12 protein-coding genes are annotated in these 16,953 nt (G+C 33.7%); 5 read left to right on the forward strand and 7 right to left on the reverse strand.

What is annotated here, in order from left to right; translation table 11 throughout:
- The first annotated feature begins 118 nt into the window (after positions 1-118).
- From CLU81_RS16765 to pdeM, 4 genes are all read left to right on the forward strand, one after another.
- Positions 119-1,171, forward strand: a complete 1,053-nt coding sequence (locus CLU81_RS16765) for a ligase-associated DNA damage response exonuclease (RefSeq protein ID WP_099710856.1) — start codon at positions 119-121, stop codon at positions 1,169-1,171.
- Positions 1,172-1,355: 184 nt separating this feature from the next.
- Positions 1,356-2,957, forward strand: coding sequence for an ATP-dependent DNA ligase (locus tag CLU81_RS16770; RefSeq protein WP_099710857.1), 1,602 nt, complete (start codon positions 1,356-1,358; stop codon positions 2,955-2,957).
- Positions 2,958-3,059: 102 nt separating this feature from the next.
- Complete coding sequence (locus CLU81_RS16775) at positions 3,060-5,522, forward strand: ligase-associated DNA damage response DEXH box helicase (protein WP_099710858.1); 2,463 nt, start codon at positions 3,060-3,062, stop codon at positions 5,520-5,522.
- An 8-nt stretch (positions 5,523-5,530) separates the two neighbouring features.
- On the forward strand, positions 5,531-6,166 hold the full coding sequence (pdeM, locus tag CLU81_RS16780; RefSeq protein WP_099710859.1) for a ligase-associated DNA damage response endonuclease PdeM: 636 nt from the start codon (positions 5,531-5,533) through the stop codon (positions 6,164-6,166).
- Here pdeM and apaG read toward each other — a convergent pair.
- The 5 genes from apaG to map all read right to left on the reverse strand — a co-directional run bounded on the left by apaG (position 6,163) and on the right by map (position 12,646).
- Positions 6,163-6,549: a Co2+/Mg2+ efflux protein ApaG gene (gene apaG, locus CLU81_RS16785; protein ID WP_008467225.1), complete on the reverse strand. Its 387-nt coding sequence runs from the start codon at positions 6,547-6,549 to the stop codon at positions 6,163-6,165. The two genes, pdeM and apaG, sit on opposite strands and share 4 nt — an antisense overlap.
- 101 nt (positions 6,550-6,650) lie before the next feature.
- Complete coding sequence (locus CLU81_RS16790) at positions 6,651-7,913, reverse strand: DUF5103 domain-containing protein (protein ID WP_099710860.1); 1,263 nt, start codon at positions 7,911-7,913, stop codon at positions 6,651-6,653.
- A gap of 81 nt (positions 7,914-7,994) precedes the next feature.
- Complete coding sequence (locus CLU81_RS16795; protein WP_099710861.1) at positions 7,995-10,904, reverse strand: DEAD/DEAH box helicase; 2,910 nt, start codon at positions 10,902-10,904, stop codon at positions 7,995-7,997.
- A 121-nt stretch (positions 10,905-11,025) separates the two neighbouring features.
- Complete coding sequence (locus CLU81_RS16800) at positions 11,026-11,799, reverse strand: class I SAM-dependent methyltransferase (protein WP_099710862.1); 774 nt, start codon at positions 11,797-11,799, stop codon at positions 11,026-11,028.
- A 28-nt stretch (positions 11,800-11,827) separates the two neighbouring features.
- Complete coding sequence (map, locus tag CLU81_RS16805) at positions 11,828-12,646, reverse strand: type I methionyl aminopeptidase (RefSeq protein WP_099710863.1); 819 nt, start codon at positions 12,644-12,646, stop codon at positions 11,828-11,830.
- 214 nt (positions 12,647-12,860) lie between these two features.
- Here map and CLU81_RS16810 point away from each other — a divergent pair, with 214 nt between their 5' ends.
- Entirely contained in the window at positions 12,861-14,117 is a 1,257-nt protein-coding gene (locus tag CLU81_RS16810) for a DUF445 domain-containing protein (protein WP_099710864.1), read from the forward strand.
- 98 nt (positions 14,118-14,215) lie between these two features.
- On the opposite strand, the gene CLU81_RS16815 is transcribed toward CLU81_RS16810, so the two are convergent.
- Both CLU81_RS16815 and CLU81_RS16820 read right to left on the reverse strand, forming a co-directional pair.
- On the reverse strand, positions 14,216-15,604 hold the full coding sequence (locus tag CLU81_RS16815) for a TolC family protein (RefSeq protein ID WP_099710865.1): 1,389 nt from the start codon (positions 15,602-15,604) through the stop codon (positions 14,216-14,218).
- Positions 15,604-16,950 (reverse strand): HlyD family secretion protein, encoded by a 1,347-nt coding sequence (locus CLU81_RS16820; RefSeq protein ID WP_099710866.1) that lies wholly within the window; start codon positions 16,948-16,950, stop codon positions 15,604-15,606. Before CLU81_RS16820 ends, CLU81_RS16815 begins: the two co-directional genes overlap by 1 nt.
- Positions 16,951-16,953: the final 3 nt, after the last annotated feature.

Here is a 16,953-nt window from a genome sequence, read left to right on the forward strand (position 1 = left end):
CAATACATTATTAAAAAGTTGTAATTAAATAAACTAATCCCGTTAAGGTGTAAAATAAATGGCAGTGTAAATAATTAAATTTGAGGTTATTCCGAAAGAATTTCTTAAATGTAATAGTATGAAAATCCCACTTTTAGCTTTTAACGATAAAGGTATTTATTGCGAGCAGGCCGATGTTTATCTCGACCCGTGGAAACCTGTAAAAAATGCCATAATCACGCACGGTCACGCCGATCATTCGCGCTGGGGAAATCAAAATTATATTACACATTACAGCAATATTCCAATCATTCGACATCGCTTAGGCGAAATAAACGTAAGCGGAAAAAAATGGGGAGAAACCTTTGTCATTAACAATGTAAAATTTTCCCTGCATCCCGCCGGACATATTATAGGAAGTTCTCAAGTTCGGGTAGAGCATAAAGGAGAAGTCTGGGTTTTTACCGGAGATTATAAAACCGAAGACGACGGAATTTCAACTCCGTATGAAGTCGTAAAATGCGATACGTTTATAACCGAATGTACTTTTGGGTTACCCGCTTTTAATTGGACGCCCCAAGCTGAAGTAATTACAGAGATCAATAATTGGTGGGCAGAAAATAAATCCGAAGGCAAAACCTCAATTCTCTTTGGATATTCTTTAGGAAAAGCACAACGACTTTTAAAATATTTAGATACTAATATCGGAACGATCTATACACACGGCGCGATCGAAAATATGACGAATGTTTTACGTCCTATGGTTGATTTTCCGCCAACAACTTTAGTAACGCGAGAAACCAAAAAAGAAGATTTATTAGGGAATATCGTTCTCGCTCCACCAAGCGCGCACGGAAGTATCTGGATCAGAAAAATGACGCCTTTTGTAACTGGTTCCGCAAGTGGCTGGATGGCGTTTCGAGGTGCAAGACGAAGACGTGCGATTGACAAAGGTTTTGTTTTGAGCGATCATTGCGATTGGTATTCTTTATTAAATAGCATAAAAGCAACAGGTGCAGAAAAAATAATCTGTACGCATGGTTATACCGATATTTTCTCAAAATATCTGAGAGAATTAGGTTACGATGCCAGAACCGAAAAAACACAATACGAAGGCGAAACGGCAGAAATGGAAAAAGAAGAAGAAAAAGAAGCTGATCAAAATGAAAATTCGATTATTTCTAAAAATTAATTGGAAAGAAATTAACACATAGAAACATAGTTTTTCTTTGTGGTTAAAGGCATTTCATTTGTTTAAACAAACATAGCTATGTGTGAAAATCTAGATTTTTTAAAACATCTTCTTTTTCAATTTTAAACCTATGTTTCTATGTGTTTAACAATTATGCGGAACGAGTTTAAAATAATATACGTCAATGAAAAACTTTGCCCAACTCATAAAAACCCTTGACAGTTCGAATAAAACGAACGTAAAAGTAGATGCTCTGACGACGTATTTTAAAAATGCATCGCCGGAAGATAAAGTATGGACAATTGCAATTTTATCACATCGACGTCCGCCAAGACCTGTCAATACTACTTTATTAAGAATTTGGGCAAATGAGTTAGCGAATATTCCGTTATGGCTTTTTGAAGAAAGTTATCATATTGTGGGAGATTTGGCCGAAACCATTGCTTTGATTATTCCAACTACAAAAGAACATTCGGATAAAAGTTTAACTGAATATCTACAGGAAATTATCGCTTTAAAAAAGAAATCAGATCCTGAGAAAAAAGAATATTTACATGAAAATTGGTTAGCGCTTAATTATTACGAACGCTTTGTTTTTACCAAATTAATTACCGGAAGTTTAAGAATCGGCGTAAGCCAAAAATTAATGACGCGCGCCTTATCAAAAGCAGAAAATGTGGATGAAGATACTTTGGCTTATAAATTAATGGGAAACTGGGATCCGAACACTATTACTTTTCAGGAATTAATTTTGGATGAAAAAAGCAGCGATTATCTATCAAAACCGTATCCGTTTTATTTGGCATATCCAATTGAAGGCGAAGTAGAAAATTTAGGAAATCCCGAAGATTGGTCAGTAGAACATAAATGGGACGGAATTAGGTCACAAACCATCATCCGCGAAAGCGAAATTTATGTTTGGTCGAGAGGAGAAGAATTAGTAACGGATAAATATCCTGAGTTTAAATCTTTAGTGGGAATTATTCCAAATGGAACCGTTATCGATGCTGAGATTCTGGCTTTTCCTGAAGGTGAAATAGGAACCTTTAATGATTTACAAGCCAGAATTGGTCGTAAAACTATTTCTGCATCTTTGTTAGAAAAAGTTCCCGTAATTTTAAAAGCGTATGATATTCTGGAATGGGAAGGGAAAGATATTCGGAATTTACCTTATGTAGAGCGCCGATTGTTATTAGAACAATTATACAATTCGATAAAAGATAAAACGGCTCATTTTCAGTTATCAGAAAGAATTTTGCTCCATTCCTGGGAAGATGTAACGAACGAAAGAATGCGTGCCCGCGAAATGAAAAGTGAAGGTTTGATGATAAAGCGCAACAATTCAGCTTATCAGGTAGGAAGAAAAAAAGGCGATTGGTGGAAATGGAAAATAGAACCACTTGTAATTGATGCTGTTTTAACTTATGCTATGCGAGGTCACGGACGACGTTCGAATCTTTTTACCGATTATACTTTTGCACTTTGGCAAACCAATGAAAAAGGCGAACGAGAACTCGTCACTTTCGCGAAAGCATATTCCGGTTTAACCGATGCCGAATTCAGAAAAGTTGATGATTTTATAAAGAAGAATACTTTAGAAAGATTTGGTCCCGTAAGAAGCGTAACACCACAATTGGTTTTCGAAATTGGTTTTGAAGGCATTGCACTTTCAAAAAGACACAAAAGTGGCATTGCAACACGATTTCCGAGAATTTTAAGATGGAGACAAGACAAAAAAATAGACGAAGCTAATTCTATAGAAGATTTAAAAAATATGATTTCATGAAAGGTTCAAAGGGACAAAGCAACAAAGTTTCAAAGAAAAAACTTTAGAAAACAGCTAAACTTTGTCCCTCTGAGCCTTTGCAACTTTGAACCTTATAAAAAAATGAACAGAGACGAACTATATACCATTGCAGAAAACTGGTTTCACGATCAGGGTTGGAAAGCATTTCCTTTTCAAACTCAGACCTGGACTGCTTTTCTACAAGGTAAAAACGGTTTGTTAAACGCTCCAACCGGAAGTGGGAAAACCTATGCCTTATGGTTTCCGATCGTTCTCGATTATATTAAAAAAAATCCCGATTATAAAACGAAGCACAAACCTGGATTAAAAGCAATCTGGATTACGCCCTTGCGCGCACTTTCGGTTGAAATAAAACAAGCTGCTGAAAGAATTGTTCAAGATTTAGATACGCAAATGACCGTTGGAATTCGGTCGGGAGATACTTCGCAAAGCGAAAGAGTAAAGCAAAGCAAAAAAATGCCGGATTTACTAATAACAACTCCAGAAAGTTTACAATTGCTTTTAGCATCAAAAGAATTCGCCAAAACCTTTGCCAATTGTTCTGCGATTGTAGTTGACGAATGGCATGAATTATTAGGTACAAAACGCGGCGTACAAATGGAACTTGCTTTGTCCAGATTAAAAACCGTAGCGCCAAAAATGCGTATTTGGGGAATTTCAGCAACAATAGGAAATCTCGAATTAGCGCAACAAGTTTTACTAGGATTAAATTCTGAAGCGTATCAAAATTCGGTTTTAATAAAAGCGAATATCAATAAAAAGATAAAAGTACTTTCGATATTGCCCGAGAAAATGGACAGTTATCCGTGGCGCGGACATATGGGATTACACTTAATTGATGAGGTTGCTAAAATTATAAGAAAGAGTAAAACCACTTTAATTTTTACCAATGTTCGATCGGCTTGCGAAATGTGGTTTCAAGCCATATTAGAAAAATATCCAGAATTTGCCGGCGATATGGCCATGCATCACGGAAGTATTAGTCGAGAAACGCGTTTGTGGGTTGAAAATGCGATTAGAAACGAAGATTTAAAGGTAGTAGTTTGTACTTCGAGTTTAGATTTGGGAGTTGATTTTGCGCCTGTTGAAACCATTATTCAGGTTGGCGGACCAAAAGGTGTGGCGCGTTTTCTGCAAAGAGCAGGACGAAGCGGTCATCAACCCGGAAAAGAAAGTGTTATTTATTTTCTTGCAACGCATGCAATTGAACTTATAGAAGCGTCGGCGCTTAAAAAAGCAGTTGAAAAAACGATTGTCGAAGACCGAATTCCGTATCTAAACAGTTGGGATGTTTTGGTACAATATCTAAATACTTTGGCAGTTTCTGACGGATTTTTTCCTGATGAAATTTTTGAAGAAGTGAGACAAACATTCTGCTATCAAAATATCACAAAGGAAAACTGGAACTGGATTCTGAATTTCATTACCAACGGAAGTCAGAGTTTACAAGCGTACGACGAATTCAAAAAAGTGGAGATTGAAGAAGACGGACGTTTTAAAATCAATAGTAGATTAATTGCCATGCATCATCGAATGCAAATTGGGACAATCGTGGGCGATGCATCTTTGAACGTTAAGTTTTTAAGCGGAGGCTATATTGGTTCTATTGAAGAATGGTTTGCCTCAAAATTAAAACCCGGCGATGTTTTTACTTTTGCCGGAAAAAGACTTGAACTTTTCCGTGTTAAAAACATGCAGGTTTTGGTTCGAAAAGCCGATCCTAAAAAAGCTTCAAAAGTAGTAAGTTGGATGGGCGGTCGTATGGCTTTGTCTGTGCAAATGAGCGAATTGCTTCGGGAAGAATTATATGCTGCAAATACAGATAATTTAACTCCGGAATTAAAAGCCTTAAAACCTATTTTTGATCGACAACGCAAAGAAAGCATTGTTCCTGATACCAACGAATTTTTAATAGAAACCTTTAAAACCAGAGAAGGATTTCATGCCGTATTTTATCCTTTCGAAGGTCGGTTTGTGCATGAAGCTTTGGCCAGTATACTTTCGTATCGCATTAGTTTGCTTTCGCCAATTACTTTTTCTCTGGCGTATAATGATTACGGATTTGAATTACTTTCGGATCAGGAAATTGATATGCAGGCAGTTTTTGATAATGACTTATTTTCATCAGAATATATTCATCATGATTTGCAAAAAAGCTTAAATTCGACCGAAATGGCTCGAAGAAAATTCAGAGATATTGCTGTAATTGCCGGATTAGTTTTTACAGGAATGCCGGGAAAACCTGTTAAAACGAAACATTTGCAAAGTGGTTCGCAATTGCTTTTTGAAGTTTTTAGAGATTATGAACCTGATAATCTATTATTGCAACAAGCTTATATAGAAACATTTGAACATCAATTGGAAGAAGGTCGTTTGCTTCAGGCATTAGAACGAATTAACAGCCAGACAATTGTATGGAAACAATGCAAAAAACCAACGCCATTCAGTTTTCCTATAATTACAGATCGATTAAGAGAAAAATTGTCTAGCGAAACTTTGCAGGAAAGAATCAAAAAAATGACTGCAAGTTATATGAAAGTCTAAAAAGAAATATGAAAATAGTCATCAATAATCAAATATTTACATTGCATCAATCCGGAGCTGTATTTTGGGAAGAAAAGAAGATTCTTTTAATTTCTGATGTGCATTTAGGAAAAGTTGCGCATTTTAGAAAACACGGAATCGGAATTCCGAAAGATGCTATTTTTGAAAATTTTACCCGTTTAAACGCCGTTTTAGAATTGTTCAATGCCGAAACGATTGTTTTCTTAGGAGATTTATTTCACAGTAAAATCAATAACGAATGGGATTTATTTGTAGAATGGACCCAACAACATTCGCAAAAGATTATTTTGGTTGAAGGAAATCATGATATTATTTCTAAAGAATTTTACGCTGATTTGAATATTGAAATTTACAGTGAATTGATAATCGATAATTTTTTACTGACGCATTATCCAACAGAAGAAGAAAATCTTTTTAATTTTTGCGGACATCTTCATCCCGGAATAAAATTAAAAGGATTAGGAAGGCAATTTTTAAGTTTGTCTTGTTTTTTTAGAAAACCGAAGCAATTGATTTTTCCTTCGTTTGGAGAATTTACCGGCAATTCATACTTAATTCCAACAGAAAATGACAAAGTCTACGCCATTACAAAAGAAGAAGTAATTGAAGTTAATGTAAATTAATTTAAAGCAAACGGAGCACACATTCTAAAAGTAGGAACAATAACTTTGAATGTTTTTGTAGTAGTAAAATTGATCATATTAAAATGACCTTTCATAGCGCCATAAGGCGATGATAGTAAGCAACCAGAGCTATAAGTGTGATTTTCTCCCGGTTTTAAAACAGGTTTTTTTCCAATAACGCCTTCTCCGTCAACAACTTCTAAATCATTTAGAGAGTCAAAAATTTCCCAGTGACGAGACGTTAACTGAACAGAATCTTTACTGTGATTTTCGATTGTAACGACATAACTAAAGGCAAAATGAATCTTGTAGTTTTTGAAGTAAGTACCTTCAAAACTAGTCAAAACAGATATTTTTATGCCTCTTGTAATTTGAGAAACCATACTAAAGTAGTATATATGTGTGCGTTATATGTGCAAATCTACAAAAAAAAATCATTCCGCCCGAAACCTTAACAATGTTTTAATGAATGATGAACAATGTTTTAATTTATGATGTTTATTGAGTTTGCATTTCCTTTTCCGATAACTCTTTGATAGCGATCAGACGTTTCTTTGTAATAAACTAATATGGTGTACTCATTCTCGGTTTGATAAAAATTTCCATCAATAGCATTTTCATTGTCAATGACACCTTTTTTATCTGCAATTGTGTATTGAAAATTAGTAAAACCCTGCTTAATCATAACGGCTTTTTCAAAAAGTCCTTTTTCTGCATTATAGTCCATTTTGTATTCTGGCGAAAGGCTGTAATTATTAAACATTCCTGTAATATAAATGTCTTTGGTTGAAGATCTAAAAAGGGGAGCAGAAAGACTAAAATAAACCCAGGCATAATCAGCTTCAATTTCATTATTCGAAGCATTTATATTTTTCACAACAAAATTCCCATTTACATCCTGATTTAAAGTATAAATCTGATTGGCACGCGCTAAATTTGTGTACAAATATGAGTTGTATATGTCATTATTCGCACCAACTCTTGCAACATTATTACTTCCTGCGCGAATGTCTTTGTTCTCAAAATACAAGAACTCATTTCCGCCCCAAAATTGAGTTTCCTTATTATATTTATACACCAGTTGATTTCCGATTGTGTATTGTGGAGGAATATTTTTTATAGCAGTATTGAAATTTCCGTTTTGTAATAAAAGAATTTTTACGTTTTGCAATGGAGTCTGAAATACAATATCATTTGATAAAACTGCAAAATCCAAGTTTTGTTTATAATCTATATTAGTAACATCGCGGCTTCTTTTTACGTGAGCCGTAACGGTAGAATGATCTTCGTACAAAATGAATTTTCTCGAAAAAACAACTTCTCTGTCTTCGTTAAGAATCTTCAGAATATAGTTTCCTGAAATACGCAACTGACTTGTAAACTGATTTGGAAAAGGAAGTCGATAATGAGAATAAACCTGAAGCGTGTTGAATGAATTTACATAATCTGTAATTCGTTGATTATCGAAACCACTTATATAATCCGTTTTTGGAATATCAGTTGGAATCCAGTTGTAATCACAATGCACGACTTCAAAATAATAATTGGCTTCATTGCCAAATAAATCATCAAATTGAAATTGAAATGTATCGCCTAATTGAAATATAGGAACAACATTATTACCATTCTGAACAAATGAAACGGTTTTGATATTATAAGGAGGAACTACTTCTGTTTGTACTTCTTGAGCTGTCGCCGAAGCAAAAATGAAAAGTAAGAGGAGATTTCTAAATAAAAATTTTGGCATCTTATTACGTTGTAAGATTGTAAATATAACAATTTTATATAACGAATATGATGCCAATCTATTGGTTTTGAAAACAAGTTATTAAGAACCCAAAATGTATTCTAAATTAACTTCGATTTCATCATTAATGTAACTTTCTTCTAAAAGTGAATCAGATAGAAGCTTTTTGTTTTCCTGTAATTTGATAATTTTTTCTTCCACCGTATTTTTAGAAATGAACCTAACAACGTTTACTTTGTTAAGTTGCCCAATTCTGTGCGCTCTACCAACACCTTGCTTTTCAGCAAAAGGATTCCACCACGGATCGAGGAACAAAACATAAGAAGCTTTGGTAATATTCAATCCAACTCCACCAGCTTTTAGCGAAATAAAAAACAATAAAGGTTCTTCTTTTTCCTGAAATAAATTGACTTGTTGCTCTCTTTTCTTGGCGGGAGTTTCACCTGTAATTTCGCAAAATCCTATTTTATTTTCTTTACACCAATCCGTATAGAAACTCAAATTGGTAACAAAAGAGCTAAAAATGATCGTTTTTTGTTTCTCTTTTACTAAAGTTTCCAGATAATTTGTGACTGCAATATATTTTCCAGAATCAATTTCAGATTCCTGATCTACCATTTTTGGATGATTACTCAATTGTCTTAACTTCATCAAAGTATTGATAATGCTAATTTTATCAGGACCTGAACCATCTGTTTTTAATAGAAAATTACGAGCTTTTGATTTCTCTTTCTCGTATAATTTTTCCTGTTCAGGATCCATATCGCAATAATAAATCTGTTCAGTCAATTCTGGTAAATCCTTTAAAACCTGTTCTTTGGTTCGCCTTAAAATATAAGGCTGAATAAGATTCTTTAATTCAGATAAACTATTCTCGTCTTGTTTTTTCTCAATTGGGATTTTAAAATTTTCAGCAAAGAAATTATAACTTCCCAAAATATCCGGATTTATAAATTGCATTTGCGACCATAAATCGTCCAGTGAGTTTTCGATAGGCGTACCACTTAAAGCAATTTTATGATTGGTGTTTATTTTATTAATGGCTTTAAAAATCTTAGAATCCCTGTTTTTAATATATTGACTTTCGTCTAAAATCAAATAACGGAAATTGTATTTTTCTAAAATTGAAATATCACGATGAATAATACTATAACTTGTAAAAATTAAATCTGATGAATCTAATCTACTCGCCAGCAACTTTCTATCATTACCTACGTATTGCATTCGTGAAAAATGCGGTGTAAATTTTGCAGCTTCATTATACCAGTTAAAAACCAATGAAGACGGTAAAACAATCAGAGTTTTCATAGGTTCTCTTTCGATAGTAGTTTCATTTGCAAACAAATCAAAATTGGTCGTTTTAGTTGTAAAACCTAATTGTTCTTGTACTGCGACTAAAACCGCCAGAGTTTGTAATGTTTTACCAAGTCCCATATCATCTGCGAGACAAGCGCCTAAATTTGAGTTGAAATGACCTAAAAGCCATTTTACGCCATCAATTTGATAAGGTCTTAAAGTCGCTTTTAGCAAATCAGAAGAAGTGTATTTGGCTTCCTGAATTGGATTTACATCGTCTTTGATTTCCGGAATCGCATCTAAAGCCGCAAAATTAGATTTGCGTAAAAGTAGATTCCCATTTTCTGTTTTGGCTAATTTTGCAAGCGAACTATATTTGCTGAGCCATTCTAAAGGAATCAAAAAATAGTTTCCGTCAGGCAATAAAAATAATCTTTCTTTGCTTTTTATATTTGGAATAATTTCGCTAAAATTGATGGTATAATTTCCAATAGAAATGATGATTTTAATATCAAACCAATCTTCTTTTGTTTCTCCTTTTGAAGTTGTAACCGTATGATTTTCTGTAATGATTTCTTTGCTTTCCAGTTTCAGATTTTGGATTATAAACCCTGAATTTTCCAACTCTTCTTTGTGATCAATAACAAATTGAATATTAGAATAAGGATCGTGAATTTCAGTATCTGAATTCAATCCGAATAATTCGTTTTTGATTTTTATTAAACCAATTTCCAGTAATTTATCTGTATATAAAATTTCATCAGAACTTCGTTTAAACTGAATTATTTTAGGCTCATTTAGAATGCTGAAATCGACAAATGAATGTGTTTTTTTTGTTTTACTGGCGTCAAATAAATAGCCGTTATACTCAAAATAAAGGTTGAGGTAATAACAGTTTTTAAAGAAATCATAAACAGGCTGAATCGTGCACGAAATGATTTTGTCACGACTTTCAATTTCAAAACCAGTCGCTTCAATATCGATTTTTTTGGCTATTTCAGGAATGAAATTCTTAAAATAATTGTCAACTAATTTTGAAGGTATTTCGATTGATTTTTTCTTTAAAAAAGGCGAAAGTTTTTTAGCATTAAGTTCTTTCAAATGTCCTAATTTTTTATCGATAATCAACCAGCCTGGTTCATCCAAAAGAATATCGACATTTTTATCCATTGGTAGAAATGTGGTTTCGTCTTCTTTTAAAGATAAAGTATACGTGATGCCTTCAGCATGTTTATCAAATTGAATTTGAGGTTCAAATTCTAACGGATTTGTGTCAACTCTCCAACGATAAAAATCCTTTTCGGCACTCATATTAGCAGAGAACGGAAATTGTTCTTTTACAATTAGATTGTAAAAGGATTCTAAGTTAAATTTTAAATGCTGACGAATCGCAAATTCAATTTTGGAATCTTTTTGTAAATCAGCAATTGTTTTAGCCGATTTGATTTTGGCGCTGAATTTCTTGAAAATAAAATCAGGTTTTAAAGAGTCGCAAGCCGTCAGTATTTTTTTTGTATTGGAATCTAAATTTTCAAAAAGAACTCCAAAACTTTCGAGTACATCTGCACTCGCTTTTTTTTCTAGATATTTAATATCCTCGGTATTTTCAATGATGTAAGCTGTTGGGATATATACATTCAGGTTTTTTTCAAAACTGATGTCAAAGCAAAACTGAAATGATTGTGTAGGTTTCAAAGTTTAGGGATTTGGTTGGCTTATAATTTAGAGATTGGGCAAAAAAAATAAAGAGTTTTCAAAATATCAATAATTTGAAAACTCTTTTAAATGAAATTGTATCACTTATATGGTGAAAGAATTAGTTTTCCTGTTTAAAACAAAGCGGAATAATTTCGCCTTTTGCCAAACAATATTTTTCTACTAATTCAGGAGAAATTTTATTAGTATAATCTTCTTCGATTACGATAAAACCGATGCTTCTTAATTTATCAAAATAATCGCGACCATAAATACGAACGTGATCGTATTGTCCAAAAATTTTGGCGCGTTCTTTTTGATCTGTAATAGTATCATCTGCAAAAGTTACCACACGGGATAAATCCTGTGGAATTTGTAGAATCGCCATTCCGCCTGGTTTTAAAACGCGATATAATTCACGCATCGCTTTTGTATCATCCGGAATATGTTCTAAAACGTGATTGCATAAAATAACATCGTATTCATTGTCTTTGAAAGGCAAATTACAAATGTCTGCTTTTACATCTGCCAAAGGCGAAAATAAATCAGTTGTAGTATAATCCAGATTTTTCTGCTTACGGAATCTTTTGTAAAAAGCTTGTTCCGGAGCAAAATGAAGTACTTTTTTTGGTGCTGTAAAAAAATCAGTCTGATCGTTTAAATACAACCAAAGCAAACGGTGTCTTTCCAGAGAAAGTGTACTTGGCGAAAGCACATTATTACGTTGTTTTCCGTATCCGTAAGGCAAAAATGATCTAAAACTTTTCCCATCAATAGGATCAGTATATTTACTTCCTTTTAAAGAAAGTGCCAAAATCGGTCGGGCAACATAACTCAAACGAATTAATAATGGACGAGGAATTGTATTAAGTACGAGTTTGAAAAGTTTTTTCACAGGGTTTTATTCGGGGTTGAATTTTATATTATAGAACTAACGGCACTTTTCTGAATTCGTCTTCTTCGTTGCTTTCGATTCCAAGAGCTTTATAGATGTATTGAAAAGTCGATAATAATTCCGGTTTTCCATCAATTAGAGCCACGTCGTGTTCGAAATGTGCACTTGCTTTTCCGTCTGCAGTTGTAATAGTCCAGCCGTCTTTATGTTGTTTGATATTTCTGGTTCCCATATTGATCATTGGCTCAATTGCGACAACCATTCCTTCAACAAAAAGTTTACCGCGACCACGTTTTCCGTAGTTTGGCATTTCTGGTTCTTCGTGCATTTTTTGCCCTAAACCATGACCAACCAATTCGCGAACAACTCCGTAACCGTGAGATTCAGTATATTTTTGAATTGCGTTTCCAACATCTTCAACGCGATTTCCAGCTTTAAATTCTCTAATTCCTACATAAAGAGATTCTTTAGTTACTTGTAGAAGTTTTTTAACTTCAGGAGCAACTTCTCCAATTTCAAAACTATAAGCATGATCACCGTGATATCCATTTTTGAATGCACCACAATCTACCGAAATAACATCACCACTTTGCAATGGAGTATTATTCGGGATTCCGTGTACAACCTGAGAGTTTGGACTCATACAAAGTGAATTCGGAAAATCATACAATCCCAAGAAACTAGGAACCGCACCGTGATCACGGATAAATTCCTCAGCTAATTTGTCAAGGTATAATGTGGTAACTCCTTCTTTGATTTCAGAAGCAATCATTCCTAATGTTTTCGATACGATCAAAGCACTTTCGCGCATTAATTCAATTTCCTCTCTACTTTTTTGGATAATCATATTTTTCAGATTTTCAGTTCGCAAAAGTACGATTTTAATATTATTTTTTCAGGTTGATGAATTTAAAAATTTTCGCCACGAATTTCAAGAATTTTCACTAATTGGATTGAACTTGAAAATTGAGCTTCATTGTCTTTAAATTCAACTCAAAATCTCATAAACTGAATATTTGACAGAAAAGCCGTAAATTAGTAATAGTTAAACTACTATAATTATGGAAACGTCTATAGATCAAGAAAATATATCCAAAAAGAAAGCTTTAAATAAAATGAAAGGGAATGCTTTATCACTTTTAGGTGTTGCAGTTCTTTTATTTATAATTGCTATTTATTTTAAAATCCCAATGTTGCAGGCTTTTAGCGAAGCGGCGATGGTTGGTGGAATTGCCGATTGGTTTGCAGTTGTGGCTTTGTTTCGTCATCCGTTGGGAATTCCAATTTGGCACACGGCTATTATTCCGACTAAGAAAAATGAGATTGGTGAAAATTTGGGAAATTTTGTTTCGGAAGAATTTCTAAATCGCGAAAAACTGGAAGTTAAAATAGAAGAATTCAACTTTGCGACAAAAGCTTCAGAATGGCTTTCGCTTGACGAAAATTCCAATAAAATTGCCAATTTGGTTACTGTAAATATTATTCCAGGAGTTTTAAAAACCATAAAAGATGAAGATATAAAGCGTTTTATTCAAATTCAATTTAAGGAAAAACTCGAAGGAATTAATTTTGGAGAATGGGTTGCGCTTGCTTTAGAACCTTTACAAAAAGGAAATGTAAAAGACGAATTGCTGACTAATCTTCTGAATGTGATGAGTACGGAACTTACTAATAACAAAGATTTGATTCGGAAAAAAGTAAAAGAATCAACGCCGTTTTTGAGTTTTGGCTTAGCCGATAAAAGTATTACAGAAGGTGTTTTTAATGGATTGGCTGATTTTTTAAATGAAGCTAAACATCCCGGAAGTGCAATTAGAATTAAGATTGACGAATATGTTTATGACTTTCTGGATAAAGTGAAAAACTCTGAAGAAATGAGAATCAAAATCAATAATATGATTCTGAGTTTTGCCGGAAAAAAAGAAGTTCAGGATTATATCAACGGAATTTGGGACGAAATCAAATTGTCAATTACCAATGATTTAGAAAAAGGTGAGGAATCTTCGATTAAGAAAAATATTTCAGGCTTAATTCAAGGCTTCGGAAACGGAATAAAAGAAGATCCGATAATGATTGATAAGATCAATAATTTCATCAAAAACGATTTGCTTTCGATTCTTCTAAACAATAAAAAAGTGATTGGAGATTTAATTTCTTCAACAGTAAAAAGTTGGGATGGTAAAGAGGTTTCTGAAAAATTAGAACTCGAAATCGGGAAAGATCTGCAATATATCAGAATCAACGGAACTCTCGTTGGCGGACTTATCGGAATCGTAATCTATTGTGTCGAATGGACATACCACTATTTTGTGATGTAAAAGATTTAAACCATATAAGTGATATAAGTTATTATAAGTTGCAGCGTTTTAGGCTTTTGCTTAAATGAACTTATATCACTTATATGGTGAAAAAAAAATCAATCAGGATTTGCCATGATTTTGAATAGTTCTGAGTTGGAGATATAAAATCTGTTTTCGAGAGCAATCGCAGCCAATTTTGCACTTACTAAATTATTCTCGCGAGTATTAATTAGGAATAAAGAACTTTCTCCAAAAGTGAATAAACGTTCTTCAGAATTTAGCATCGTCATATTGTTTTCAACTAAATCTTTGGCTAGTTTTTTCTGTTTTACAAGCGAAAGAATTTCTGTTTTTTGTGCCGTTATTTTATTTGTTAATTGTGTTTTTTCTAAAGCCAGAGCAAACTGATTTTCCTGAAGTTTATATTTTGCCAATTTCAAACTTCCTCGTTCTTTTCGCAGAAATAACGGAAAGTAAAATTCCAGTCCAATTTTGTAATCGTCAAAACGATAATTGTCAATATAAGCAGGTTCAGACAAATACGAGTAGCCAATATTTATCTTTGGTAATAACATATTCTGTTTGAGATCTTTTTCGACAGTCAGCATATCTATCTTATTTTGCATCGCATTTAATTTTGGATGCGTGTCTAAACTAAAATCTCCTTGCAATAAATCGTTTGTTTTTAAAGTTTCCTGCAATGTAGATTCAAGCGCAGCTTCGGGTACAAGATCATCTGAAATCTCTAACGGAATGTTGTTTTCAAGCCACATAAAATTTGACAATTCCAGTTTTGCTTTTGCTAATTTTAGCTTAGAATCTTCAAGACTTAAAGCTCTGTTTTTTACAATAATTCCTGCTTCAATACTGTCAATCGCTGGTTTATCACCTTGAGTAATTAAAGATTTAATTCCCTCTAAACGTATTACGGCGTTGTTGTTGTAGGTTTCGTAAAGCTTCATTTCTTCAAAATTCTTCTTCCAGTTAAAATAAGCGAGTGAAGCGTCATATAAAACGCTCACGGCTTGAAGTTTTCTTTCAGATTCACTCAGTTTTATCTGAATCTTGGCTTTACGAAGATCTGCCATTCTTTGGTTAATAAACAATCCCTGCCCAAGCGGAACACTAATTCCAAAGGAAGTTAAACCTGAATTTGGAGTCGTATTTTCCGGATTAAGATAATAACCTTCGTTGTTGTCAAATCCTGCTTTTAACTCAATTCCGTACCAGGTTGGGATTTTGAAACTACTGTTTAAAATCGAATAGTATTCTTTGTCTTTGAATTTCTTCTGACTAAAATCGACTTCGATCTTTGGATCAAAACCACCTCTTGCCATCATCAAATTGGCTTGTGCTTCGCTTACTTCCAGATTGGCGCTTTTAACCAATGGATGATACTTTTTTACATATCCCAGAAACTCATTATAAGTAAGTTCCTTCGAGATGGGTTGCTGACCAAAAACGGCGCAACTCACAAAAAGAAAAGCTATAAATATATGTTTCATTATTTTTTCTCTTTAGTTACTTTTTCGCCGGTTTTGTAATAATTAGGAGGGAATCCGTTTAAGGTTCTCCAGATTTCAAACCAAATTGGCACGGTGTCTAATAAAGCAATTGTTTGAGCTCCGGAACCAATACTCAATTGTTTTGGCCATTTTGCTTCTTTTGGATCGGGAGCGATTAAGATTCGGTATTTTCCGTTTGGACTAATGAAGTTTTCGATCGCCACAACTTTTCCGCCAAAAGTTCCGTACGACATATCCGGCCAACCCGAAAATACAATTGTTGGCCAACCGTCAAACCAAACGCGAACTTCGGCTCCTTTTTTAATTAAAGGTAAATCGATTGGATTTATAAAAGTTTCAACAGCAATATCATATTGCGATGGCATTATCGTTACAATTGGCGTTCCTTCTTTTATGGTTTCGCCTAATCCTGCCTGCAAAGCTCTGTTGATATAACCATTTTGTACGGCTTTGATGTAATACATTCCGTTTCGTAAGCTGTAATTTGCGTACTGATTTTCTAATTTATTGACTTGCGCTTCAGTGTCAAATTTATTGCTCAGAGTTGTAAATTGATCACTTTTTGCTTTAGCTACTTTTTCAGCATATTCAGCAGAAATTCGATTAATCTCAACTTGTGCGTTTATGTATTCGTTTTTGCTTGTTAGATATTTGTTTTCCTGCGTTATTATTTTGGCATCGACATCTTGCAGTTTTAAGCGTTTTTCTTCAACATCTGTCAAAGGTTTTAATCCTTCTTTATTCAATTGTACGGAACGATTGTATTGTGTATTGGCGATTCTTAATTGTGTTTTTGCCGCAACCAAATCAATACTGTCACTTTTTATTTTTAAAAGCGATTGTTTGACTTTGTTTTTTGCTTGTTGCAGTTTAAGATTTTTTTCATTTTCTATCGATCGAATCTGAGTAGAAAGTGTCGTTACTTTTTCATCGTAAGATTCCAAGGAGTTCTTTTTTGCATCAACTTGATTTTTGGTATTCTGAACCAAATTCGGATCCATGTAATCCTCTTTGATTTCGGAAATAAACAAAATCGTATCTCCTTTTTTTACAAAGTCACCTTCTTGTACGTACCATTTTTCGATTCTACCCGAAATAACACTCTGAATAGATTGTGGTCTTTGATTAGGTTTTAAAGTCGTTACAGATCCTGATCCCGAAATATTTTGTGTCCAAGGCAAGAAAAGAGCAATTAACCCTAAGATCGAAGTTGCAATTATTATTTTATTCAAAATCTTAAAATGAGGTCTGTTGCTCAGGTTTTTTACAGTCGCGTATCGATCAAGTGACTGTAATTTTGTTTTGTTGTCAGATATGTTTAGCATGAC

It is taken from the genome of Flavobacterium sp. 9 (genome assembly GCF_002754195.1).
Lineage (GTDB): Bacteria > Bacteroidota > Bacteroidia > Flavobacteriales > Flavobacteriaceae > Flavobacterium.

Coding starts and splice junctions, on each gene's coding strand:
- CLU81_RS16820 (WP_099710866.1), bottom strand. CDS start 16,950: ATGCTAAACATATCTGACAACAAAACAAAATTACAGTCACTTGATCGA.
- pdeM (WP_099710859.1), top strand. CDS start 5,531: ATGAAAATAGTCATCAATAATCAAATATTTACATTGCATCAATCCGGA.
- CLU81_RS16765 (WP_099710856.1), top strand. CDS start 119: ATGAAAATCCCACTTTTAGCTTTTAACGATAAAGGTATTTATTGCGAG.
- CLU81_RS16815 (WP_099710865.1), bottom strand. CDS start 15,604: ATGAAACATATATTTATAGCTTTTCTTTTTGTGAGTTGCGCCGTTTTT.
- map (WP_099710863.1), bottom strand. CDS start 12,646: ATGATTATCCAAAAAAGTAGAGAGGAAATTGAATTAATGCGCGAAAGT.
- CLU81_RS16775 (WP_099710858.1), top strand. CDS start 3,060: ATGAACAGAGACGAACTATATACCATTGCAGAAAACTGGTTTCACGAT.
- apaG (WP_008467225.1), bottom strand. CDS start 6,549: ATGGTTTCTCAAATTACAAGAGGCATAAAAATATCTGTTTTGACTAGT.
- CLU81_RS16810 (WP_099710864.1), top strand. CDS start 12,861: ATGGAAACGTCTATAGATCAAGAAAATATATCCAAAAAGAAAGCTTTA.
- CLU81_RS16770 (WP_099710857.1), top strand. CDS start 1,356: ATGAAAAACTTTGCCCAACTCATAAAAACCCTTGACAGTTCGAATAAA.
- CLU81_RS16790 (WP_099710860.1), bottom strand. CDS start 7,913: ATGCCAAAATTTTTATTTAGAAATCTCCTCTTACTTTTCATTTTTGCT.